This window comes from Rhodopirellula sp. UH5 (assembly GCF_056839225.1).
Genome location: NZ_CM166390.1, coordinates 4,500,680 through 4,525,881, shown reverse-complemented (window position 1 = coordinate 4,525,881; position 25,202 = coordinate 4,500,680). Strand labels below are relative to the sequence as shown.

At 56.8% G+C, this 25,202-nt stretch carries 16 protein-coding genes; 8 read left to right on the top strand and 8 right to left on the bottom strand.

The annotated features are described in order from the left end of the window. Positions 1–36: 36 nt before the first annotated feature. Complete coding sequence (locus UH5x_RS15985; protein WP_482632993.1) at positions 37–1,023, bottom strand: zinc-dependent alcohol dehydrogenase family protein; 987 nt, start codon at positions 1,021–1,023, stop codon at positions 37–39. Between the two features lie 153 nt (positions 1,024–1,176). Here UH5x_RS15985 and UH5x_RS15980 point away from each other — a divergent pair, with 153 nt between their 5' ends. From UH5x_RS15980 to UH5x_RS15965, 4 genes are all read left to right on the top strand, one after another. Next, positions 1,177–1,563: a winged helix-turn-helix transcriptional regulator gene (locus UH5x_RS15980; protein WP_047816838.1), complete on the top strand. Its 387-nt coding sequence runs from the start codon at positions 1,177–1,179 to the stop codon at positions 1,561–1,563. 177 nt (positions 1,564–1,740) lie between these two features. Continuing rightward, positions 1,741–2,547, top strand: coding sequence for an SDR family NAD(P)-dependent oxidoreductase (locus tag UH5x_RS15975; protein ID WP_482632992.1), 807 nt, complete (start codon positions 1,741–1,743; stop codon positions 2,545–2,547). A 248-nt stretch (positions 2,548–2,795) separates the two neighbouring features. Then, positions 2,796–5,675: a hypothetical protein gene (locus UH5x_RS15970; protein ID WP_482632991.1), complete on the top strand. Its 2,880-nt coding sequence runs from the start codon at positions 2,796–2,798 to the stop codon at positions 5,673–5,675. 47 nt (positions 5,676–5,722) lie between these two features. Beyond that, positions 5,723–6,445 (top strand): phytanoyl-CoA dioxygenase family protein, encoded by a 723-nt coding sequence (locus tag UH5x_RS15965; protein ID WP_482632990.1) that lies wholly within the window; start codon positions 5,723–5,725, stop codon positions 6,443–6,445. A gap of 22 nt (positions 6,446–6,467) precedes the next feature. Here the strand turns inward: UH5x_RS15965 and UH5x_RS15960 are convergent, their stop codons facing one another. Further along, positions 6,468–9,611, bottom strand: coding sequence for a sulfatase-like hydrolase/transferase (locus UH5x_RS15960; RefSeq protein ID WP_482632989.1), 3,144 nt, complete (start codon positions 9,609–9,611; stop codon positions 6,468–6,470). 429 nt (positions 9,612–10,040) lie between these two features. Between UH5x_RS15960 and UH5x_RS15955 the strand changes: the two genes are divergently transcribed. From UH5x_RS15955 to UH5x_RS15945, 3 genes are all read left to right on the top strand, one after another. Continuing rightward, on the top strand, positions 10,041–10,877 hold the full coding sequence (locus tag UH5x_RS15955; RefSeq protein WP_482632988.1) for a carboxylesterase family protein: 837 nt from the start codon (positions 10,041–10,043) through the stop codon (positions 10,875–10,877). Positions 10,878–11,093: 216 nt separating this feature from the next. After that, the gene (locus UH5x_RS15950; protein WP_482632987.1) at positions 11,094–12,551 is read left to right on the top strand and encodes a sulfatase; all 1,458 of its coding nucleotides are present in this window, start codon (positions 11,094–11,096) and stop codon (positions 12,549–12,551) included. Positions 12,552–12,717: 166 nt separating this feature from the next. Beyond that, entirely contained in the window at positions 12,718–13,872 is a 1,155-nt protein-coding gene (locus UH5x_RS15945; RefSeq protein WP_482632986.1) for an AI-2E family transporter, read from the top strand. A 47-nt stretch (positions 13,873–13,919) separates the two neighbouring features. Here the strand turns inward: UH5x_RS15945 and UH5x_RS15940 are convergent, their stop codons facing one another. Both UH5x_RS15940 and UH5x_RS15935 read right to left on the bottom strand, forming a co-directional pair. Then, on the bottom strand, positions 13,920–17,033 hold the full coding sequence (locus UH5x_RS15940) for an efflux RND transporter permease subunit (protein WP_047816843.1): 3,114 nt from the start codon (positions 17,031–17,033) through the stop codon (positions 13,920–13,922). Between the two features lie 3 nt (positions 17,034–17,036). Then, on the bottom strand, positions 17,037–18,482 hold the full coding sequence (locus UH5x_RS15935) for an efflux RND transporter periplasmic adaptor subunit (protein WP_482632985.1): 1,446 nt from the start codon (positions 18,480–18,482) through the stop codon (positions 17,037–17,039). Positions 18,483–18,718: 236 nt separating this feature from the next. Here UH5x_RS15935 and UH5x_RS15930 point away from each other — a divergent pair, with 236 nt between their 5' ends. Beyond that, positions 18,719–19,423, top strand: a complete 705-nt coding sequence (locus tag UH5x_RS15930; protein WP_047816844.1) for a potassium channel family protein — start codon at positions 18,719–18,721, stop codon at positions 19,421–19,423. Positions 19,424–19,494: 71 nt separating this feature from the next. Here the strand turns inward: UH5x_RS15930 and UH5x_RS15925 are convergent, their stop codons facing one another. The 4 genes from UH5x_RS15925 to UH5x_RS15910 form a co-directional block, all read right to left on the bottom strand. Beyond that, positions 19,495–20,370: a bestrophin family protein gene (locus UH5x_RS15925; protein WP_482632984.1), complete on the bottom strand. Its 876-nt coding sequence runs from the start codon at positions 20,368–20,370 to the stop codon at positions 19,495–19,497. Between the two features lie 68 nt (positions 20,371–20,438). Then, positions 20,439–21,761: an APC family permease gene (locus tag UH5x_RS15920; RefSeq protein WP_047816846.1), complete on the bottom strand. Its 1,323-nt coding sequence runs from the start codon at positions 21,759–21,761 to the stop codon at positions 20,439–20,441. Positions 21,762–21,914: 153 nt separating this feature from the next. Beyond that, positions 21,915–23,387 carry a cardiolipin synthase gene (gene cls / locus UH5x_RS15915; RefSeq protein WP_047816847.1) on the bottom strand — a complete coding sequence of 491 codons (1,473 nt, stop codon included), beginning with the start codon at positions 23,385–23,387 and terminating at the stop codon, positions 21,915–21,917. A gap of 174 nt (positions 23,388–23,561) precedes the next feature. Further along, positions 23,562–24,980 (bottom strand): hypothetical protein, encoded by a 1,419-nt coding sequence (locus UH5x_RS15910; RefSeq protein WP_236696641.1) that lies wholly within the window; start codon positions 24,978–24,980, stop codon positions 23,562–23,564. Positions 24,981–25,202 lie beyond the last annotated feature (222 nt).

Below are 25,202 nucleotides of genomic sequence, written 5' to 3'. Positions count from 1 at the left end.
CGTTCCAGGTCCGCTGGCGAGTCTTTTCGCGTTGATCTAATTCTCGATGACGACTTTGCCCATGGCTTTGCCGCTCTCGAGCCTCGCGTAGGCTTGGCCAGCTTCTTTCAGCGAAAAGTTGGTTTCATCGAGAACGGGTTTCAGGTCACCGGACTCGGCGATCTCCGTCAGTTTGCGGAGGATTTCGCCATGCTGTTCCCTGTTGTGGTGGTGCAGCATCGGGATCAACATGAAGACGACGTGAAGAGACAAGCCTTTGAAGTGAGCTGGCGTGAGATCCAGTTCGCACATCGAAACGGTCGTCGCAATTTGCCCGTTGAGTGCAGCGGCTTCGAACGAGTTGGTCAGGTTGGCTCCTCCAACGGAATCAAACACCACATCGAATCCGGCTCCATCGGTGTGTTTGGCAACGTATTGCTCGACCGACTCGGTTTTGTAGTTGATGCCCGTCGCACCCAGCTTTTCAATGAGGGCGAGTTGTGGCTCGCCGCCACCGGTGGAGTAAACGTCGGCTCCAAAGTGCTTGGCCAATTGCAACGCGATGTGTCCAACGCCGCCTGAGCCACCGTGCACGAGGACTTTCTGGCCCGCTTGGATGCCGGCCCGCACCAAGCCTTCGTAGGCGGTGATCGCAACGAGTGGCAACGCGGCGGCTTCCTTCATGGACAAGTTCTTGGCCTTGTGCGCGATCAAGTCCGCATCGGCCACGATGTAATCAGCCAAGGTGCCCGGTAAATCTGCCAGCCCGCCGGCGCAGCCATAGACTTCGTCGCCAACGGAATAGTTCTGCACACCTTCGCCAACGGCTTCGACGGTGCCGGCGAAGTCCATGCCGAGAAGGGCAGGGGCGGATGGCGAGAGAGGCAGTTCCTCACCCATTTTGCGAATCATCGTGTCGACCGTGTTCACGCTCGAGGCGGCAATCTTGACCAACACGTGGCCCGGTTTGACGGCAGGTTGATCGACTTCGGATGCTTCGAAGGAGGCGTTTTCACCGTAATTCTTGATCAGCATGGCTTTCATGATTGGTTTCCTTTGAATCGAGAGTGGCTCGGACGCAATCGCACGATTTCGTTGTTTTCGCGGCCCCGTGCCTGTTTGTTTGTCAGTACGGTGTGATAATAGGAGTAGATGCCAAACCGGCAAGAACGCACTTTTGAGACACATAGGCACAAAATGGATACCAATGGAAAAGCTCGGCATTTGAACTACGAGCTGCCGGCGTGTCCCGTCGAAGCGACCTTGGAGCTGATCGGCGGCAAGTGGAAAGGGATCGTGCTTTACTATTTGTTGGTCGATGGACGAGTTCGCTTCAGCGAGCTGAAACGCAAGGTTGGCTGCGTCACACAGAGAATGCTGACCAAGCAACTTCGCGAATTGGAGAGCGCCGGTTTGGTCAATCGAATCGTCTACGCGGAAGTACCACCGCGAGTGGAGTACGAATTGACGGAAGAAGGCGAGTCGCTCAAACCCGTTTTGCTGTTGCTGAAGAAATGGGGCGAAAGTCACGCGTTGCAACTGCTGCAGGAACGCGAAAATCGCAAACCTGTGGAAGCGTCGTGACCGACGTTTTCCTTGAATGCATCTCCATGAGTTTTATCACGGCATGAACTCAGGTTGAATGCGGGCGATGTTCGTAGCTCGGCTACTTTCGGTGGCAACCGTAGTGGATGAGGCAACGAATCCTTCCGCTTTCCTGAACACCGCACTCTTCTACCGACCATTCCCAGGACAACAGAGATGGATTTAAAATTGAGCGGCAACACCGCTTTGGTCACGGGTGGGGCGAGCGGGATTGGGTTGGCGACCGCGAGGCTGTTTGCGGAAGAAGGTTGTTCGATTCAACTTTGGGATGTCTCGCCCAATGTCGAAGAAGCAGCCGGCGAATTGCGAGAGCATGGCGTGAACGTCGGCACGCAAGTTGTCGATATCGCCGATGAACAACAAGTTGAACAGGCGGTCGGATGCTGCCTCGACCAGCACGGGCGTCTGGATCATGTGGTGCACTGCGCTGCGATCGGGTCGGGGAAGTTTGGCTTCCCGTTCACCCGTGTCGCCCCGAGTGAATGGAAACGAACTCTGGAGGTCAACGTCATCGGAATGGCCAATGTTGCTGCGGCTTTGGCTCCTCCTATGGTTGCTCAACGATCGGGCACGTTTGTGTTTCTGGCATCCATCGCGGGACAGATGGGATCGCAGACCGATCCGCCCTACAGTGCCAGCAAAGCAGCCAACATCAACTTTGCCCAGTGCATGGCCAAAGACTTGGCACCGCACAATGTTCGGGTGAACACAGTTTGTCCCGGGATGGTGAAGACGGCCCTGAACCGTTCGGTTTGGCAGGCTTGGTATGACAACACCCAACCACAAGATCGACTTTCCTACGAAGACTGGACGGACCAAAAGATCAAGAACGTGATCCCGCTCGCCCGTTGGCAAACCAGCGAAGACATCGCCGCGATGATCGTGTTCCTCTCGTCAGAACGAGCTAAAGAAGTGACGGGACAAACCATCAACGTGGATGGCGGTTGCGTGATGCATTGTTAGTCAGGCGGGCAGGAATGATTGGTTGCAACCATGTGAACCGTCGCGAACGTCAAACGGCTCACCTACCCGAAGACTCCTGCATGCTTGCTTCAGCCAAGCAAACCGTGGATGGAGCGTCGTTTTGCACAAAATGGCGGGACCAATCACAATCTTGCCCACGATTCATGTCCAATTCTGTTGCGTTCCGCCATTCCATGGCGTTCAGTCAACTTGAAACCATTCTCCCACCGAATTCTTTGAGCTGGAAAATGAAAACCCTGCGGCGTCTGATGCCATGCTTCTTGCTTCTGTTGATGGTGTCGGATGCAAAGTTTGTAGGCGGCCAGCAACCACCGATTCGGACGGATCTGTTCATCAGTGGGGTCTATCCGCACCTGACGACGTATGGCATTTACAGCCAGAACGGGGCTCATTTGAAAACGGGCCACAACGAATGTGGGATCGGCGCGATCGTGCCGTGGGCTGGCAAGCTTTGGATGGTCAACTATGCACCGCATATGCCGGGCGGCAGCGAACACAAGTTGTTCTCTGTCGATCCCGATTTGACGAAGCCTTTGAATGTGCATCCTGAAAGCGTTGGCGGGACACCTGCGGGACGGATGATCCATGAAGAGTCACGGCAGTTGCTGATTGGTCATCACTTGATCGATGCCAAAGGCAACGTGCGAACGATCTCGCCGAGCGACATGCCAATGCGAGTGACGGCGATCACACGGCATCTGAAAGACCCGGAGAACATGGTGCACTACATCGACATGGAAGGCGCGATTTGGGAAGCCAACGTGCACTCCTTGGAGGTCCAACGCTTGTTCAAAAAGCCGGTTCCGGGTTGGCACGGGAAGGGTGGCTACACCTCGCAAGGACGTTTGGTGATTTCCAACAACGGGGAATTGCATGTGGGAAGTTACAAGGATGTCTTGGTGGGCGGCGAAGCCAAGACGGAGGAAGAACGCGGCGTGCTGGCGGAGTGGGATGGCGAGACGTGGAAGATCGTCGAGCGGCGGCAGTACACGGAAGTCACTGGGCCCAATGGGATCACCGGTGGCAGCGACGGGGACGATCCGATTTGGACGATGGGATGGGATCGGCGAACCGTTCGGCTGAAGGTGTTGGAAGACGGCAAGTGGCACACCTATTTGCTACCCAAGGCAGCCTATTGCAACGACGCCAGTCATGGTTGGTACACCGAATGGCCGCGAATTCGTGAGATCACGGATGGACGCTGGATGATGGACATGCATGGGATGTTCTTTGATTTTCCCAAGTCGTTCTCGGTGAAGCAGTCCAAGGGAATTCGGCCGATTGGCAGTCACCTCCGCTACGTTCCGGACTTCTGTGCTTGGAACGATCAGTTGGTTTTGGCAACGGATGAGACCAGCATCCAAGGCAATCCTTTGGCGGGCCAACCGCAGAGCAATCTGTGGTTTGGTGACTACCAAGACTTGAAGACGTGGGGACCTGCGTCGGCTTATGGTGGACCCTGGATTGATGATGAAGTGAAGGCCAACGAATGGTCCGATCCGTTTCTCGTCGATGGTTTCCAATCGCGAACCTTGTACTTAGCGGTTGGCCAATTGAAATTGAAGCCAATGGTCACGTTGCGAGCGACTGACCAACAAGAAATCACATCGATGCCGGAGAAATTGAGTGCGTTTCCGACCGTGACGGTACGACGTGGCAACTGGACTCGGCCGGCACCGGGCTACGCCTTCCAGGTCGATCAGCCTGTCACGGTTTACTTGGCCGTGGATCATCGAGGCGACCCGCCCATGTCGTCGGACTGGCAGTTGACGCAGATGGAAGTTCGGTGGGGCAATGGACACCACGATCGAGTTTACAAGCGTTCCTTCCCGGCAGGGGAAATCTCGATTCCAGCCAATGAAACCGAGCACACGCCTGGATCATTTGGGATGCCGCACACCGCGTTCGTTGATGGCAACGCAGCCGTGAAGATGATTCGTGGTGAGGGAGCGACGCTGAATCAATCGCAGGCTTCGCAGCAATCCAAAAACATCGTGGTGCCTGCGGATGCTTCCGTTCAGTTCACGATGCAACTTGATCCAAATGGAACGAACGAGTGGATTGACTTTTGTCAGTTTTCGGTGGCTGGTGAGAACTCGGTTGTCGAGATGCTTCCCGAACAGATGGACGCCGTTTGGGTACGGTTCAAAACGGATCGCGATTGCATGGCGACGGCGTTCTTGCATCAAACATCCGCTTATTCAAATCAGAAGCGTCACGAGGAGCTGTTCGCTGGCTTGGCTGAGGTGGATGATTCACAAGCCATCAATGCATTGGTCTATCCCGCTAAACACAGTCGTGACTTGCGACTGCTGACGGATGATGGAAAGGCATTTGAATTCACAAAGAGCGACTTTCAGTTTGTGGCGGACGAATTGGATCCGGAGTTGGCGGAGAAGCTGCAAGTGGAACCGGAGTTCACGGTGGATGACGCCTCCGTCATTGTTCGGTATCAGGGGAAACGTTATCGACTGCCCAAGGGTGATGCGATCTATGACAAACCCTTTGAGTCGGGTTGGCCTCGAGCGTTGCGAGAAGTGGAATCGGAACGCACCATCGCGAATATTCATGGGACGTTTTATGAGGTCCCGTTGGTGATCAATGGAGCCCCGCCGGCTTGGAATTTGATTCGTCCGATCGCCAGCCATCGCAAACAGATCACCGATTTTTGTTCTTGGAACGGTTTGTTGGTTTTGGCGGGTGTGAAGTCCGACGCGAAAGAGGACGGGCATGTCTTTCGTGATGCGGAGTCCGGGATGGGACTGTGGTTCGGCGGCGTGGATGATTTGTGGAAGTTCGGGAAACCGGTGGGGCACGGCGGACCGTGGAAGGACTCGCCCGTTCAGGCTGGGAAACCTTCGGACGCCTACTTGATGCGAGGTTATGACCAAAAGTCGGTGACGTTGTCGCACGAGCATTCGCAACCGGTTGGTTTCACCTTGGAAGTCGACCTCGATGGAGAAGGGCGCTGGGTTGTAGCCAAGCACCTGGTGGTTCCGAGTGGATCGCCGGTCCGGTACAAGTTTCCCGAGGGCTTTTCAGCGTGCTGGGTGCGGGCGATCAGCGATGCTGACACAACCGCAACCGTGCAGTTGGATTACCAATGATCCGATGGCGTCTTGTTTGACGAGGGTGTTTGATGGCGGGGAATGGAATGGCGAACGAGGCGTTGGATCGAGATGGATTCTGTGTGCTTCGTGGGGCGGTGACGTCTTCCGTGGTCGAGCATCTGTTGCAGGTGTGCACGCAAACTTTGGTCGCGGAATCCGAGTCCGTGCGGGCTCGGTCGAGTCGCGGGCATGTCTACGCCGCACGCAATTTGATCGCCAGCATCCCGGAGGTGACCACCGTTTGGCAGTCGGATCCGTTGCTGTCTTTCTTGCGAGCTGAGTTGGGTGACGGTCTGGGATTGGTGCGAGCGTTGTTCTTTGACAAGCCGCCGGATCGAACGTGGGCGTTGCCATGGCACAAGGACACTTCCATCGCCGTGCGTGACAACTCGGTGGAGTCGGCATGTTTTTCTCGGCCGACGAGGAAGGCTGGCGTGCCGCACTTGATTGCAAGCGACGATGTCTTGCGGCAAATGCTGACGCTTCGCATTCACCTGGACGAAGTCACCTCAGAGAACGGGCCATTGCAAGTCATCCCCGGTTCGCATCACTCGAGCGATTGTGAAGGAGACGGTGTGGAGTCGGCGGTTCCCGTCTATGCCGCGGGTGGTGACGTGTTGGCGATGCGTCCGATGATCAGTCACAGCAGCGGATCATCCCAGCCCGGCACGCGTCGTCACCGCCGAATCTTGCATCTGGAATTCGCGAATTCAGAGAGGTTGCCGGATGGAGTTCAGTGGCATGACTTTGTCACGCCGGGTGTTTGAGTCGCGATGAGTCGCGTGACGTTCACTTGGACTTCGAACTGGGGTGATCGTCAAAGTAGAAGTCGTACCAGTCTCGCTCTCGCATTTTCTTGCCTTGGGGCAAACCGGGCGGATCCAATTCCAAGGTCCAGGTTCGCAAGGAGGCGTGCAATTTGTTCCCAAGTTCTGGGTAGCTTGCGATCAGGTTGCGATGCTCGTGTTGGTCACTTTCCAAATCGAAGAGGTAACGTCGACCGTCGCCAACGAAGATGTACTTCCATTTGCCTTGCCGGACCGCGGCTTGGTCCCAGAAGCGAAAGTACAACGTGCGTGTGGAGGGGATTTGGATGTCGTTCAATCGCGGGATCAGGTTGATGCCATCGAAGGGTTCGCTTTTCGGATCGAGTTTTCCACCGGCGAGCTGCAAGACGCTGGGGGCGATGTCGAGGGTGCTGATGGGCCAGTTGTAAGTGATGGCGCTGGGCAGTTGGCTGGGCAGACTCCAGATCATTGGGACGCGAATGCCGCCTTCGGAAAGCATCCCTTTTTCGCCGACCCAAGGGTCATTGAGGGATCCGTCCCAACCGCCTGCGTCGCCATCGATCGGGGCGTCGACCTTGGTCATCTTCAGTGGTGCGCCGTTGTCGCTGGTCATGACCACCAAGGTGTTGTCCAGCAAACCATGCGTTTTCAATTGGTCAACGATCCGTCCGACGCCGTCGTCGATCGCGGCGAGCATCGCGAGTGCATAGCGCCGTCGCTTGGGCATCGATTTTGGGAACCGATCGAGGTACTCCTCGGTGGCCTCGAGAGGCGTGTGTGGTCCGTAGTAGTTCAACTGCAAGTAAAACGGTTGGTCATGATTGCGGTCGATGAAGCTCACGGCGGCATCGGTTTGTACGTCGATGCGAAATCGTTCGTCGCGAAGTTGCTTCATCTGTGGCAGCAGATCACCCGAGGCGAGGTCAAAGTTGGTGCGATAGTTCGTCATCGCTCCCCAGTAGTATTCGTCGAAACCTTGTTGAGCCGGAGAATACGGTTGGATCTTTGGCCATGGGATTCGGACTTGTCGTCGTGGTTTGTTCGCCATCGCCGGTAGTTCGCGGCGGATCCAGTCGGCGCAGGTGACGTTGGGTTCCAAGTGCCATTTGCCGACCATTCCAGTGCGGTAACCAAGTGGTTGCAAGTGCTCGGCAATGGTCACGGCTTCGGTTGGCAACGGCATGTCTGGGATCGTGTCGATGCCGAGACGTTGTTGGTAACGCCCGGTGATCAGCCCGGCACGCGATGGGCTGCACTGTGGCGAGGTCACGTAAGCATTCGTGCAGCGAACCCCGCGAGCGGCCAGGGCATCGATGTGCGGCGTTTGGATGTCGTCGACGACGTCCTGGCAACTCAGGTCGGCCCAGCCCTGGTCATCGGTGAGGATGATGACGACGTTGGGTTTGGTGGCGGGAATGACGGCTTGGGCGGTGCGGTCACCGACGCGAAAGTAGCCCAGTGGTTTGCCGGTGGCAGGTTCTCGGACCATCCACACCGCACCGGGGCGAGTGGATTGGGTTTGGGTTTGACCTGGTTGGATCGTGCCGTAGGGTTTGGGATTCGCTTCTTCATCCATCCAGCAGAGTTCGACCGGGTCACGTTGCTGGTTGAGGAAGTGCACTGGGAACTTGTTCCCGGCGGGTTTGGATGCCGGAGCGGCATCGTCATCGATCGGATGGAAAGAAAGTTTCGCGAGTGACTTCACCGATGGTTCGATCCGTTTCGCAAACTTGCTCGGTGCGATGGATCGAAAGTGGGTGAGTTGTGTGAGGGCAGTGGGCTTGCTCGCGAGATTCTCCCATTCGTAGGGATCAGATTGGATGTCATACAGTTCTTCGCTGCCGTCGGGGTAATGAACGTAACGATGAGTCCGTCCGCTGATCGCGTAAGCTCCGGGTTGGGAGAGATACGTGACGGAATCACGCGTCCAGTCCTTTGAGTCCGGATCGTGAAGCAACGGCAGTAGACTTGGTCCGTCGTTTTGCGGCCGCGAAGGCAGTTCACACAAATCGAGGAGCGTCGGGAACAGACTGAGTGTGTTCACGGGGGCATCGCAGACGACGCCGGAGGGTGTGCCTTCGGGCAGCGATGGGCTGAGCGATTTAGGCACGCGAACCATCAAGGGCACGCGGGTCACCGCTCGCCATGGGGTGTACTTTTGCCAGTGTTCTTTTTCGCCCAGTTGCCACCCGTGGTCCGACCAGAGAACCACGATTGTGTTGTCCGCGTTGGGGCCGGATTCCAAGGCGTCCAGGACGCGGCCCAGCATGGCATCGGCAAAGTGAATCGACGCGAGGTAGCCTTGGATGCCTTGCTTCCATTGGTCTTGTTCTTGAATGTGAGCGAAGTAGCGATTGCGAGCGGCGCGTTGGCCGGCGGCGGGCACGTCGTCCAAATCATTCTCAAGGTATCCCGGTGGAAGCTGGATGCTCTCGAGCGGAAATGGCTCGAAGTATTTCTTGGGAACAAACCAGGGTTCGTGCGGTCGGTAGATTCCACAACCAAGGAAGAACGGTTGGTCATGTTCGGCGAGAAGTTTGTCGCCAATCCACTGGCTGACCGCCCAGTCGCCACCGAATTCTTCATCCGTCACGTCGAGCGCGGCCCAGTCGGTTTCAACGTATTGCCACGGACCGCCTCGTTTCAAGCTGACGGGACGTTGGGTGGGGTAGAACGTTTGTGGCAAGGGATTTTCCGATTCGGCTTTGGGAAAGTACTCGTCCCAAGAATCGGCGTCGATGAAGTAGTGAAGCAGTTTGCCAGAACCCGAGGCGTGATAGCCATGATTGCGGAAGTACTGTGGCAAGATGACTTCGTCCGGCATGATCTCTCGCATCTGTTGGCGATTGTCATACAGCCCGGATTGATTGGGAGCTCGGCCAGTGAAGACGGCGGAGCGGCACGGGTTGCAAGCCGGTGCCGGGCAATGAGCGTTGGAAAACAGCACGCCGCTGGCCGCCAGTCGATCCAAGTTGGGCGTGATGGTTTGTGGGTGTCCTCCCAAGCAACCAATCCAATCGTTCAGATCGTCCATTGCGATGAACAGGACGTTCGGTTTTGTAGGCGATTGGGGGGACTCTGCGAAAGCATGCGGAATGGCGAGCAGCATCCAAAGCAGCAAGGTCGACAGTGGTCGATACATCATCGCGGAATTTTCTAGGTGCGAGTGAGAATGGGCAGCGTGAAAAAAAGTCCCGATTCGTTCCTCTGATTGGAACGCTATCCCGGAGGACGTCGATTGAATGAGTGACTCATTGGAGCGTGCTAGCCTCCATCGGGCGAAGGAAGGAGGCTTTGCGACGCACATCTGGCAATGACTTGCCTGAAGGGGGCGCTCATCTGCCGGAGCAGTGCCAAAGCGGCTCGATCCGGCCTGCCTGTTGAGCGTCGATGATACAATGCGCTTGGCAGCGATGTTTCACCGCAACGCCTGATAGGACGCAAACGCCCGCTAGCGGTGGATTATGCTGCGTTGGGGTGAAGTTTCGTCCCAGGAAGAATCGCTGGGTGACGTCGCTTTCGTTTTGACACCAGCACGAATGAACTTTGATTGCTCCAATGGTATAGGCAAGTGATGAGACGTGATTTTCTAGTCGGTGTGATTTTCGCCGCAGCAACAGTTGGTTGGAGTGGTTTCCAGGGCGGGACGCTGTCGGCGCAAGAGCCCACAGAAACGGCCTCGACAACCGAGGCGAATTCAAAAATTCAGATTGAACCGGGCGAGCAAACCGAGAACTTCTTTGCGATCCCGAAACCTGCGGAGGGGCGACCGGATCGGCTGCCGTACCTGCTGTACACGCCCGAGGACTACGATCCCGGTCAGCGCGTGCCGTTGTTGTTGTTCTTGCACGGGTTGGGCGAGAGCGGCGACGGGAACTTTCAGCAGATCGCAGTGCATGGGCCACCCAAGCGAGTCGGGAAGGAAGGCAAGGAGTTGCCCTTTGTGATCGTTTCACCGCAGAGTCCGATGCCGGGAAGAGATCGCAAAGAGGTCGTTGAGTCATGGAAAGCGGATGAGTTGATGGCGTTGTTGGATCATGTCGAAGGCCAACTCTCGATTGATACGCGGCGCGTTTACGTGACCGGTTTGAGCATGGGCGGATTTGGAACCTGGCGATTGACGGCGACTCATCCCGAACGCTTTGCAGCGGCGATTCCGATTTGTGGTGGTGGCAAAACGGAGTGGGCAGACGAACTTGCCAAGACTCCAATTTGGGTCTTTCATGGTGGCCGGGACTCTGTCGTGGCACTCAGCGGGAGCGAAGAGATGGTCACCGCGATCCAGCGAGCTGGCGGGGACGTGAAGCTGACGATCTACCCCGATGCGGGGCATGACAGTTGGACGGCAACGTATGCGAACCCCGAGGTCTACGCTTGGTTGCTGCGGCATCAGTTGGAGCAATCGAACTGAGCGTTTCGAAGTTGCTCAACCGTTTGTTTGTCGAAGAGCTGTTCGGAAACAAGCTTGGCAGTCCAGCGTTAGCCCCGGTTCTGTGACGGCGAAGCCGAGGCCAACGCCGAAGCGGCTCACTCAACCAACATCCCGCGAGCCCTCCGGTCACGCAGCGTATGGCTGGCACTGTATTGCGAAGTCGAGTTCCATCCCCCACCTGTTCCAGAGAGTCCCGTGAAAAGATTTGTCTTCCTATTGGCGTTGTGTTTCTTTGCAACGGCGACGTTGGCTGATCGCCCGAACGTGTTGCTTTTTTACATTGATGATCTGCGTCCGCAGACAAGTGACTACGGGCATTCGTCGATGCAAACTCCGAACTTTGATGCGTTGGCGGCGGCTGGTGTTCGGTTTGAAAACGCATACTGTCAGGTGCCGACGTGCGGTGCTTCGCGGGCCAGTTTGTTCACGGCCTTGTATCCCACGGTGGAGCGGTTCCCGAACTTCTTCACTTGGGCGGAACGCGATGCAGCGGATGTGAAAACGTTGCCGCAGCGATTCAAGGAAGCCGGCTACACGACGATCAGCAACGGCAAGGTCTTTCATCATAAGAAGGACACGGACGATCGGTCGTGGAGCGAGCCTGCTTGGCGGCCCAAGACGAGCGGTCGCACGTTCTACAATGACGCCACCAAGGAATGGAAGAAGAAACGTGAGCAGACGATCAAAGGCAAGAACGCTCAGGAACGCAAAGAAAAGGTGCCGATGTGGGAGGCCGGCGAAGTCGATGTGATGGACACGCACGACGGAACGATCGCCGCAAGAACAATGGCGGATTTGGAACGTCTGTCGAAGCAGGACCAGCCGTTTTTCTTGGCATGCGGGTTGGCGAAACCGCACATGCCGTTTTACTCGCCGAAGGAAACCTACGACCGGTACCCGTTGGCGGAGGTGAGGCTGGCTGAAAACCGGCGATTGCCACAGCCCATGCCGGACGAGTTTCGTTTGGTGCGGGAGCAGTTTGCATACGTCCCGATGACGCTGGATCTGTCACGCAGGGTGGAATACAACAGCGACGAGTACCATCAACGGATGCGTCAGGGGTACTACGCTTCGGTGACGCAAGCGGATGATTTGATGGGACGCGTGTTTGCGAAAATGCGAGAGCTCAATTTGGATCAAAACACCCTCGTGGTTGTCTTGGGGGATCATGGTTGGTTGCTCGGTGAGCACAATTCGTGGGCCAAGAACCAACTGCTGCACGATGCGCTTCGCACCGCGATGTGGATGAAGGGGCCAGGGATCGCAAAGGACGCGGTGATTCCTTCTCACGTTGAGTTTGTCGACGTGCATCCGACGTTGTGTGAGCTGGCGGGCATTGAAATCAAAGACGCAATTCACGGAAAAAGTTTTGCTTCTTTGTTGTCAAACCCAACCCAGGTTCATCGTGAAGACGCGTACACGCGGTTTGGTCCGGGGGATGCCTTGACCACGGAGGATCACTTCTTTGTGCGATGGCGAGCCGATGGGGCGAGTGATAGGGCAGGCGTTGAGCATGAATTGCTGGTTGATCGGAAAGCGGATCCGCTGCATCAGCACAACGTCAGTGGCCAGCCTCAGTACGAAGCGATTCAGAACCAGTTGCGGGAAAAGTTGATGGCCCGGATTGAGTTGGCAGAATCAGCGATGCCATAGACAACGCTGCCATCGGCTCGGAGGCTCGATTCCGGTGGCGGAGAGGCTCTCGCAAGGATTCGCGTTTGATGGTGAAATCAGTGATTTGGTATAGTCCCGTGAGCATTCATGGCGGATTATCGACGCTGGTCTCATTCTTTTCAACGCAACCCAGACGAAGCCACCCATGACAAACCGGCCTTCACGAAGCAACTCGGTTCAGGACGCCTGTTTGCTGATTCTCACCGCGATCGCCTTGACGGCGGCGGTGTACTGGCTGCGCTCGGTGTTGGTTCCATTTGTGGTGGCGTTGTTCATTGTCAGCGGAATCACGCCGATTTTGGATTTCCTGCAAGCGCGATTGAATGTCAATCGTGTGGTCGCGGCAGGCGTCACGTTCGTGTTGGCAATCGGTGGCACGTGTTTGGTTGGAATGAGCATTTGGTTGTCGATCGCCCAAATGTCGGAGGAGGGCAAGTTGTACCGGATGCGGGTGTCGGAGATCGTTTCGAACGCGGAAGGCTGGCTGCACGACAACGTTGCCGAGCGATTTGATTCCAAGGAAGTGACGGAGCGATCCGAAGCCGCGGTCGCCGATTTGGTGGAGGGAGTCGAGGCACCAGTTGTCTCGACGAACCAGGCGGAACCCGATGAGTTGCTCGCCAACGCAGCGGCGGATTTGCGGGCTCAACTCGAGGAGTTTTTGCGAAACGGTGTCGCGTCTTTGTCGAGCGAACTGTTTCAGTTGGGATCGACCAGCATCGTGATTTTGATCTACGTGTTCTTCCTGCTGCTGGGCAACTTGAGCGGCTACGGCGAAAACACGTTGGCGTATCAAGTCAATCGGCAGGTTCGCTCGTATCTGTTTGTGAAGACGATGATCTCTTTGGCAACCGGCATCGTCTTTGGGATGGCGCTGTGGTTGTTTGGGGTGCCGATGGCGCTCACGTTCGGACTGCTGGCTTTCTTGCTCAACTACATTCCCAACATCGGTCCGATCTTGGCCAGCATTCTGCCACTGCCGTTCATCTTGCTGCATCCCGACGGCAGTCTGACTTGGATGATTACCGCGATTGCGGTGACCTGCTCGATTCAGGTTGCCAGCGGCAATTTGCTGGAGCCGAAGTTGATGGGGAACTCGGCGGATCTGCACCCGGTGGTGATTCTGTTGGCATTGATGTTTTGGGGAACGCTTTGGGGCATCACCGGGATGTTCTTGGCGACGCCGATCACAGCAGCGATCAAGATTGCCTTGGACCGGATGGATGTCACGCGTCCGGTGGCGCAAGTGATGGCGGGACGCTTGGGACCGCGTTCCGACGACCCGATCGTGGCGAACTGAAGACACCGTGGACGATGCCATCCAAGTCGGATTGTCGGGCCGTGAGATCAGCTGTCGGACTTGCCAGCCATGCGTTCGGAGAGTGTTCGGAAGACGACGAAGAACGTGGGGACGAGCAACAGTGCAAAAATGGTGGCGGCGATCATGCCTCCCACCACGGCGGTGCCGACGGCTTGTCGGCTGGCGGCGCCTGCACCGGAGGCGACCAGCAACGGCAGGAAGCCCAGAATCGAGGAGAACGCTGTCATCAAGATGGCTCGGAACCGGAGTTTGGCAGCTTCTGTCGCGGCTTCTCGAGGCGATCGACCCGCGGAACGCAGTTCGCTGGCAAACTCCACGATCAGGATCGCGTTTTTGCTGGCCAACGCGACCAACAGCACGATACCGATTTGCGTGTACGTGTTGTTATCGCTTCCTCGCAGCATCAATGACAGGGCGACACCGAGTGCGGCGAGCGGCACCACGGCAATCACGGCCGCGGGGCTGGTCCAACTTTCGTACTGAGCGGCAAGGACCAAGAACACAAACAGAATGGCCAATCCAAAGATCAGGTACTGGCCACCGGAGGCCTGTTTCTCTTGGAATGACATCCCGGTCCATTCATATGAGAAGGACGCGGGCAGCGATTGGTCAGCGGTCTGTTCCATCAGTACCAGAGCCGAGCCTGAGCTGACGCCTGGGGCGGCGGACCCGTTGATCGCGGCGCTGGGATACATGTTGTAGCGTCGCACAACATCGGGACCAAAGTCATCACGGACGGTCACGATGGAGCCCAGCGGCACCATGTTGCCGTTGCTGTCTCGAACATCCAGTTGCGTGATGTCGGATGCCGTTCGGCGGAACGGAGCCTCGGCCTGCGCGCGAACTTGGTAGGAACGGTTGTTGAGCGTGAAGTCGTTGATGTAGGCCGATCCGAGGGAGGTCTGCAAGGTCGAGAAAACGCTGCTCAATGGGATGTTCTTCGTCTTCGCTTTTTCGCGATCCACATCCACATAGAGTTGGGGAACGGTGGCTCGGAAGGAAGTGTTCAGGGCTGCCAAGCTGGACTGGGTGGAGGCGTTGGCAACCAGTTCTTCGGTTGCATTTTGCAGTGGCAGGTAGCCGTTGCTGCCTCGGTCTTGGACTTCCATTTGAAATCCGCCGGCAGTTCCTAAACCGTCGATGGGTGGAGGAGCAAACGTGAACAACATGGCCCGTTGTTCGCTCGCAAATTTTCGTTGCAGGTATTGTTGAATCGCAGCGACACTCTCGGTGGTTGCATCGCGATCATCCCAGGGTTTCAGGACCAGCACCGAGAACCCGACGTTGGGCCCACCGCTGCCGCCCAGCAAGGAATATCCCGTCACGGACAACCAGCCTTGGACCCCTGGGGTTTGCGAGTAGACCTCATCCAAGTGTCGGATCACTGCATCGGTGCGTTCTTTGCTGGCCGCATCAGGCAGTTGGACGTTGACGAACAGCACGCCTTGGTCTTCGTCCGGGACGAAACCGGTTGGCAATTGGGTGAGCATCCAGCCGGTTGCCATCACCAAGGCGATGGAAGCCACGGAGACGATCAATGTCAGTCGCACCAAACGTGCGACCGTCGCACCATAGATGGCGGTGGTTCGGTCAAAGATTTGGTTGAACCAACGAAAGCCAATGAATCGCGTTTCCGTGGCGGGGCGCAGGAAGATTCCGCAGAGGGCAGGGCTGAGTGTCAACGCGTTGATCGTGCTGATGACGACGGCCGCGGAGATGGTCAGAGCGAATTGCCGAAACAGCTCGCCGGTGATGCCGGGCATGAACGCACAGGGCACAAACACGGCCAGCAGCACCAAGGTGGTGGCGATTACCGGGCCGGTGATTTCGGACATGGCTTTGACGGCCGCGTCGCGGCTGGACAAACCATTGGCGATGTGTCGAGAAACATTTTCGACGACCACGATCGCATCGTCCACCACGATCCCAATGGCCAACACGATGCCGAACAACGACAGCATGTTCAGTGAGAATCCAATGCCTGCCATGATGGCGAAGGTGCCGATCAGCGACACGGGGATCGCTGCGACGGGAACAATCGTGGCACGCCAGTCTTGCAGGAAGATGAAGATGACAAGCACAACCAGTGCGATCGCCGTTGCCAGCGTTTTGTAGACCTCGCTGATGGAGGCGTTGACGAATTCGGTCGCGTCGTAGGCGATTTGATACGCGACGTCGTCGGGCCAGTTGGATGCCGATGAAAGCTCTTCCATTTTGACATGGATCGCTTTTGCGGTTTCCAAGGCGTTGGCACCGGGAAGTTGGTAGATCGCGATGGTGGCGGCAGCGTCGCCGGAAAAGGAACTGGAGTACGTGTAGGCTTCGGAACCGAGTTCGACGCGAGCAAGATCGCCCAATCGCAGGACTTCTCCATTGTCGCCGGTGCGGACGATGATGTTTTGGAATTGTTCGACGCTGGAAAAGCGACCTTGCGTGTTGACGGAAAACTGAAACGAGGTGCCGGATTGAGCGGGGGGAGCGCCGATTTGTCCCGCCGCGACTTGAACGTTTTGTTCCGAGATGGCCGCGACAACATCTTCGGTGGTGAGTCCACGTTGTTTCAGCAAGCGTGGGTCCAACCAGACCCGCATGCTGTAGTCGCCATCGCCAAAGGATTGGACATCGCCCACCCCTTTGATGCGGCTGATCTCGTCTCGAATGTCGAGCGAAAAGTTGCTCAGAAACAATCCATCATGGCTGCCTTCAGGGGAAGTCAACGCGATGAACTGAAGGGTTTGCGTGGAACGTTTCTTTGTCGTGATGCCTTGTTGCCGGACCTCCTGTGGCAGGCTGGCCTCGGCACTGCCGACCAGGTTTTGAACCAGCACCGAGGCAATGTCCAAATCCATGCCCAGCTCGAACGTGACCGTGAGCGTGTAGAGGCCTTCGTTGGTGCTGGTGGAAGACATGTAGATCATGCCTTCGACGCCGTTGACCGCTTGCTCGATGGGAGCAGCCACGGTTTCGGCGACGGTTCGAGCGTTCGCACCGGGATAGACGGCGGTGACCTGGACCGTGGGCGGCGTGATCGGCGGGAACTTTTCAATCGGCAGGCCGAAGAACGAAACCGCGCCGGCGATCACGATCACGATGGAGATCACCGTGGCAAAGATCGGACGGTAGATGAAGAACTTTGACATGGATCAGTCCGCAGTGGATGAATCGGAGACGGGTTCATCGTCGGTCGGATTGACCGTGGGTGTCGGTTCAGCAGCGGCTCCCGAGGTGGGGGCTCCCGAGGCAGCGGCTCCGGCGTTGGAATCGATCGCGGCTTGCAGCATGGGGCTGCCTTGGGTCGACAGTTCCGTTGGCTTGGGAGAGACCGTGCTTCCCGGTCGGGCTCGCTGCAGACCTTCCAACACAAAGGTGTCGTCGGCGGACAGTCCCTCTTTGACCAACGCCCATCCATCGAGTGTTTGGCCGACGGTGATCTCGCGTTGCTCAATTTGGTTTTCGGAGCCCACCAGCATCACGTACGATCCCGTTTGATTTCGAACGATGGCACGTTCAGGGATCAGAATGGCGTTTTCAATTTCGCGAACCGGCAACCGGATGATCACGAACATCCCCGGCAGCAACTTGCCGTCTTGGTTGTCGAAGTCAGCACGCAGTCCGAACGTTCCCGTTTTTTGGTCGATGCCACGTTGGTCGACGTAGTCCAGTTTTCCAGACAGCCATTGCCCGGAGTCCCCGTCGCGTTGCAGGTAGACCGGGATCTTCGACCAATCTTCGGGTGAGTCGGCAGGTTCTTCGGTTTCTGGTCGAGCTTCGACCAGTTCCAGCAGTTTGCGATCACTGATGCTGAAGTTGGCAAAAATCTTTCGTTGGTCCACGATCGTTGCCAGGGTGCTACCGACTTGGACGAGGTTGCCGAGTTTGACTTGTGTTTTGGAGACACGGCCTTCGATCGGGGCACGGACCACGGTGTATTTCAGATCCAATTCCGCTTGAGCCAGTTGGGCTTGGGCCTGCAGCAGTTTGGCTTTGTCTGCCTCGATGTTGGCTTCGGCTGCTTTCGCTTGAGCCATGGCCGAGTCTCGAGCTGCCACTGCGGCATCGAAGGTCGCTTGCGATCCCGCGTTGGACGCTTTCAAACGTTGTTCGCGTTTGAGATCGTTTTCAGCTTTTTGAACGGAGGCGAGTGCGGATGCCAGCGCGGCTTCGCTGACTTGGATGGAAGCCTTGGCGGCTTCCACCGAAGCGGCGGCGGCATTGCGATTGGCTTGATAGGTATCTGGTTCGATTCGGTAGAGCTCCTGGTCCTCATTGACAAATTGTCCGGGCTCAAAGGACAGCTCTTCGACGAATCCGCCGACGCGGGCCCGCACATCCGCCTGCTCCACCGCTTCGGTTTCACCATTTTCTTCGATGAAAATGGTGAGGCTTTGTTGAACGGGGTTTGCCGTTGTCACGTCGGGAGGCGGCGGGGCTTGGTACTCGTTGACGGCGGGGGTGCAGCCGATCAAGGACAGCCAGCACAGCGGGGCCAACAGCAGGGACGCCAGCGAGCGAAGGCCATTTGCCTGACGAGCAGCCATGCTGACCCGAGCAAGCATCCGGAGGGCTGGTGAAGGATGGATTTTGTTCATGCGTCAAAAGGGGACTGCGTGATGAACCATTGCAAAGAAAGGGAGCGGCAGGAGCCGTGACCCTTCGTATTGGGAAGTGGGGAAACCTCACGAAACGATGTGAAATCGGCTGGGTGGCGGGATCCCCGTAGCATCCTACACGACGGGGAATGAACGTCCTACGCGAGAAAGTCTCCGCTGGAGAGTTCTCACACTACAATTTGAGACCCACTTTCCTCGTTCCACGATCCGTCTGCATGATTCCTACGCTCCAACCTGAAACGCATCGCTGGCGGGGACGACCTCGTCACGGGGAGTTGTTGCTCGCTCTCGTTTCCCTGATTTTCATTCAATCGTGTTTGTCGTCCGAGAACATGATTCATCGAGTGGCCCTCAACGCACTGTTCTTTCTGGTGGTCCTTTCCGCGATTCGTTCGCTGACCGGATCGGCGTCCCGAATGTGGTGCACCTTGCTGGCTGGGGGTGTGGCCTACGCAACCTCTTGGGCCAACGAGATCACGGGGGCGATGTGGTTGGCGATCGTCAGTGATTCGTGCTTCGCCCTGGTTTTTCTGATTCTGATCTACGCTGTTGGAGAACACGTGTTTGGTGAAGGGCCGATCGATGCCAATCGAATCATTGGCGCAGTGTCGATCTACTTCTTGCTCGGGTTGCTTTGGGCTTTTCTTTACACGTTGGCCGAACTCGTTCAACCCGGCGCGTTTTTGTTCCCGGTTGTGAACACGGGATCTGTTCAGAACACTCGGTTGATCAGCGAGTTCATTTACTTCAGCAACGTGACGCTGACAACGCTTGGCTACGGTGATGTGGTGCCGTTGTCCCGTCCTGCGAAAATGCTATCGGTGCTGCAAGCCATGGTGGGGCAGCTCTACGTGGCGATCGTGATTGCACGGATGGTTGGCCTTCAGGTGTCACAAAGGTCGGCCGAAAAAACTGCCTGAGGTGAAGGTTGGTTGCTTCGCAAGCATCGGCTGATCGCTCAAGCTGCGAAACGTATTCAATCAACAGCCTGTTAGATCAGGACGCCGTCGATTGGTTGCAAGACCGCCGGTGTGTCGGTGTCGCCAAGCATCTGGCGGGCATCAATTTCGATGTTTCGGCACAAGGCCAGCATGGGGGTGCACGAGGGCGTGTCTGCAAACGGCGTTTCGAGAACCTGGGCGACCTTCTCCATTGCCAAAAAGACAATGGAGACAGGGACGGTGAACGCGATCAGTCCCAACGCAGGCATTTCCAAAAGTGCAAACGGGAGAATGATGATGAACGCAAACACGAGATAGTGAATGAGCATCGCGTACATCGGTGGGAACGGTGTATGACGAATGCGTTCGCAACCACCCATGTGATCGGTCAGGCGACGAAGGCTGCGGTCCAGTTCCAAGGCTTGCCATCGGTCCAGTGCTTCGGACTGGTGGAGTTGTTGCAGGTCAATGGCTTGTTGCAGAAGAATTCGGTTCGCTGCGTTGCGGCACTGTCTATAAGTCTGCAGTTCGTAGGATGCGATCTTTCCTTCGGGATTGGAGGACACGTCTTCGTCTCGCAACGACGCGGCCAACGTGTGGCACCAAAGAATGTGTCGGTTGACGATGCGGCGTATCGTTTCGCTGTTGTCACCCGGGGAAGTCGCAGGCTTCGTGAAGCTGATCAATTGTCGGGTGAATGTCCTGGAGTCATTGGTGATACGCCCCCACAAGATCCGAGCTTCCCACCACCGCGAATAGCTGGAATTGGTTCGGAATGCGAGCACGATGCCAAGGAACGTGCCGGGGAAAGTGGCGACACCAGGCGGCAGTTCGTATGCATCCAGCGGCACCCAGTAGTCCACCGCCGAAATTGCAAGCGAATAGAACATCGAGAAGGTGGCCACCGGCCAAATCGCTTGAGTCAAGCGACTCCAAGGAATACGTGGGCGAACTAGCAAGGCATCAAACCAGCAGAGGGAATGCTTGGATGGGGTCAGTTGGAGCTGGGCGGACCTTGGTCGGTGGTGCGGCGAGTTGTCAGGGCGTACATGGTTCCGCCGACCAAAAACGTGAGTCCGGTCGCAATCAATTGTTTGGGATCATTGGATGTCATGATGCCTGCCGATACGATTGTCGCCACGACATAAAACGCAGGTGCGATCAACCACAATTTCGGAGCCGCATGAGGTGAATTGCGGATCGAGGGCAAGAACAAACAGCAGACCGAACAGGCGGCTGACAACGACAACGTCAGTCCGAGATACGACAGCAAACCTTGCAGGTCCGAAATCAAAACCAACGTGACCGCCACCACGATCTGAACCACGGTGGCTGCAAAGGGTGCTTCGCCGCGGAAACGCATCCAGGCGGGCAACATGCCATCGTCCGCCATTTTCGCGTACACGCGGGGGGCCGCCATCATCATGCTCAGCACCGATGTCAACAAACACAGGGCAATGGTCCAGCGAACAAAGTGTGCGAAACCGTTGCCTCCCAGACTGGCTGCTGCGATGGCCGCCACATCGGGTTTGCCAACGATGCTTTGCATGGGAGGTGCAAAGACAAAGACGGCGTTGAGGCAGAGGTACAGGATGGTCGTGGCCAAGGTTCCAGCGACCAGCGCTCGGGGGACCACTCGCTTGGCGTCAACCACTTCATCGGCCACATAGACCGCCGCATTGAAACCGGAATAGCTCAGGGAGATCCAAACCAGGCTTCCCGCAAAGGCGGTCCAGTGCGACCAAGGGGTGGCATCGGGGGATGTTTCGCGTGCGGGGCTGTGGGCGACCAAGTCTCCGCTGAACCACTGGTAAGCGGCAAACACCAGGATCGTTCCCAAGAGAACCAGTTTGACGCTGACGGCGATGTTCTGGGTGGCGGCTCCAATGCGCGGGTGCAAACCATGGAAAAAGCCCGCCAAGACAATCGCCATGATGGTGACGATTCCCGCGGGCATCCACTCAGGACGCAATTGTTCGGGAAGCAGGTAGCCTTCCAGTGCTGTTGCCGCGAACGCGATTGCGCCGGAGAACCCTGCGATCAGAGAAACCCATCCGGCGATGTAGCCGAGCAACGGGTGCGCCGCCCGAGAAAGAAACAGGTACTCGCCGCCGGATTGCGGCATCACGCGGATCAGCATCGCGTAGCTGATGGCCCCTGTGACAGCGATCACGCCGCCTGCCAACCACGCCCAGAGGACTTGTTCAGGAGATCCCAAATCGGCCAGTGAATACCCGGACGTCGTGAACACGCCAGCGCCGATCATGTTGGCGATGACCAGGAACGTGAGGGTCCAAAATCCGTATTTGCCGCTCAAACGACTGCTTTCGTGGTGATGGTTCCGAGCTCGATTCGATCCCGGCGGAAGCGTGGGAACGGATCAAATGGGGGCTGTGATCGCTAATGTAGCCCAATCCTCGGAGGACTTCATCGCTACGGAACCGCAATCACCCGCGAGGGTGTGCGGGGGCTAAAGAATGGGGCCCAGCGTTGCCAGCACGTTGTTCCACAACCGCCTGGGGAGCGACCAGGCACCGACGATTTCCGAGGTGATCACGTTGGACCGCTCGATGTAGGTTTGTTGGCGATCCTGAACGGCAGCGGTGAGTTTGGGATCGTGGAACAGAATGTTGTTCTCGTAGTTCAGGTCAAAGCTCCGGCGGTCCATGTTGGCGGAGCCAATCAGAGTGACTTCATCATCGAGCGTCACCGATTTGGTATGCAGCAAACCGCCGGTGTATTCGTGGATGAGAACACCCGCCTCGAGAAGTCCGGCGTAGTAGCTTCGACTGGCTCCGCCGACAACTTGGGAATCGTTGTTGGCTGGCATGATGAGCGTTGTCTTGACCCCTCGCCAAGCTGTTGCGCAGAGGGCTTGCTGCATGGATTCGTTGGGCACGTAGTAGGGCGTCGAAATGGTCAGCTTGCGCCGCGCCGTGTGGAACAGTGTTTCAAAGACCTCTGGCATCGCTGAGTCACGAACGGTCGGGCCGGTGCCGATGACCTGCGCAGGGAACCCGGACCCTGTATCAGGAAGCGGTTGGTCCAGCAAATCGGTCAGGTCGTCGCTGGTGCAGGACATCCAATCGGCGACAAAGAGTTCTTGGTTCTGACGGACAATGGGACCCTCGAAACGAATCACGGCGTCGACCCAAGGGGCGTACTTGGGTTTGACCCGGAACTCAGGATCGGCACAGTTTTGGCTGCCGCAATACGTGATGCTTCCATCGATCACAACGATCTTGCGGTGATTGCGGAGGTCGATGCGACCACGCAGAGCACGCAAGACCAAATTGCCGATCGGCAATGCTCTGGCAACATGCACACCCGCGTCTTGCATCTCTTTCCAGTGAGCGGATCGAATGATCGTTCGTGAGCCGAGGTCATCTGCCATCGCCCGGCAGGTCACGCCTCGCTTCGCCGCTCGTTTGAGTGCCTCGACCATCTTCAGACCATTGTTGTCTGGCAGCCAGATGTAGAACAGCAAGTGAACATGGTCTTTGGCTTGATCAATGTCCGCGATCATCGATTCAATCGCGGCGTTGGAATCGTCCATCAGCGTTCCAGAATTCCCGCCAATCGCTTCGAATCCATTGATGGATTCACCCATTCGGAACAGGTGTTCGTATCGGGCTGGCACATTTGCCAACGCGTGACGAGATTCTTCCGGGTTGATGTCTGGCATCGTGGGCAAGCGTTCCATGACTTGCTTCATGCGGTCCATTCGTCGTCGTCCGATGTTCGTTTCACCAAACAGCACATACAAAAGCACGCCGAGGAACGGCACCGCCGCGATGATGGTGACCCAAGCGACACGTGACGCGGGTTCCCGGTGCGGCCGCGTCATCACACGAATGATCGTGACGGCTTCGATGGCGACGTGCGCCACCAAGGCGATTGAAACAGCATTGATGCGAACTTGAAAGTATTGTCCGAGATCCATTGGCAGAACAGTTTGATGTCAGGTGCCGCAGATGTGCGGGGGAACGATCGGGGAGCGAATGGTTGCGATTGACCAGTGACAATGAATCGGCCCACGAAAAAAGCCGATCGACAAGACCCGTTTGAATCTGGTGCCGATCGGCTTGGATAGCGTCCGCAGGATTCCGTTCGATGCTTAGAACTGCATTTTGAATTTCTGTGTCATGTCACGACGCATCGCAGCGGTCAGTTTGTCAATCTGATTGAGAGCCTCACGGTAATTACCGTAGGCGTTGCCTTGGGCGATGGCGCTGGTGACACGTTGGTAATCCGTGGTGCTGTTGGTGTTGTAGTAACCATAGCCGTCGTTGTAGTAGCCGGTGTCGAGGCTCTGGCTGGCTTTGACCTTTCCAGCATCGATGTTCGTTTGACGAACGGAAAGGGCGTTGCCGCGAAGCAGTTCCGCCACGTTGGTTCCGTATTGGACCATGTCGGGGTCGACGTTGAGCGTGCCGAGTTCATCGATCTGACGAGCGCGTTGGTCGCTCCATTTTGCCATCGCACCAGCGGTTTGCGATTTGTGATCGCGGGTGTGCTCGATGATCGAGTTGACTTCATCGAAGTAGTGCTTGGACTCGTAAGCGATTCGCTGTTCTTCGCTTTGTTCCGACAGGCTGGCACGTGCAGCGGCCTGTTGGGCTTGGCTCTGCAGGCTGAAGATGCCCATCAATCCGCTGAGGCTGGACTGGGTGATGGGGCCTTTGAGCGAGAGGGAGTTCCCGTCGACGGAGACTTCCCACTGTTTCACTTCAGGGGCACCGGTGCCATTGCGTTGAAGAATTTCAGCGAGCAATTCCGGGGCGATCAATTTCAAGGATGCAGGTGATTTTGAGAACTCAAACTTGGCGATGCATTCATTGAGGCTGCGTCGGCCGACGATGAGGCTGCAGCCTTGAATCGATGCGAGGGTACCGGCGACGGATTCCGGCGAGTTGGATTTGAGAGATTCCAGTCCCGTCAGACGAGTCGTCAAAGGGATCGGTGAGAGGACGTTTGCCAAATCGATTGCCATCATGAATGACAGGTAAGATTCAGGTTGCTTGGCATGAGCGCTCAGGAACGGCGTGTACTTCACATCGATCACCGGGGTCAACCATCCTGCCAAGAGCGATCGGTCGGTGGGGCGAAGGATGCCCAAACGTTCTGGGTGTTCGTCTCCGGGAACGAAGTAGGTTTGATTGGGAGCGTGAACGACGTCGTGATCGACAACGTTGTCGACGTACCCACCGAGTCGTTCCGCCAACTTTTTCGCGTCCACCGGGGCGTTGAGGACTGCGTAACCGGCTTCCCATTTGGGACGGAGGGTCGCAATTTCGAGATCGGCGAGAAACCAGACTTCGCTCACAGCCGACGAGGCGGCTGGGGAGAAGCCAGCGTCTTTCATCAGCTTGTTGAGCGCAGGAACATTGACATAACCGATGGCGTTGCCGGGAGCCGGTGACCGATCGAGCAACAGTTCGATCTTGGCCTTTTCTTGTGCATGAACGACAGATGAAGAAATCGAGAAAAGAAGGGCCAGGGCCATCGCAGGGCCTGATTTCAGCAACGTTCGCATGGTATTGGCTCGGTTCGTCAAAGGGTGTGGATCAAAGTGTCGATCCGCGACGCGATTAGAAGAGATAATTCATCCAACTATTCGCACGGACAAGGAACATGATAGGAATTCCGGCAATTTGGACGTCGCCAGTATAGACAGCGGCCTGTCCCTGTGCACCGCCGGGCAACGGATGGGAATCGATCTCATCGAGCCGAATTCGGACCACAAATTGAGTGGGTG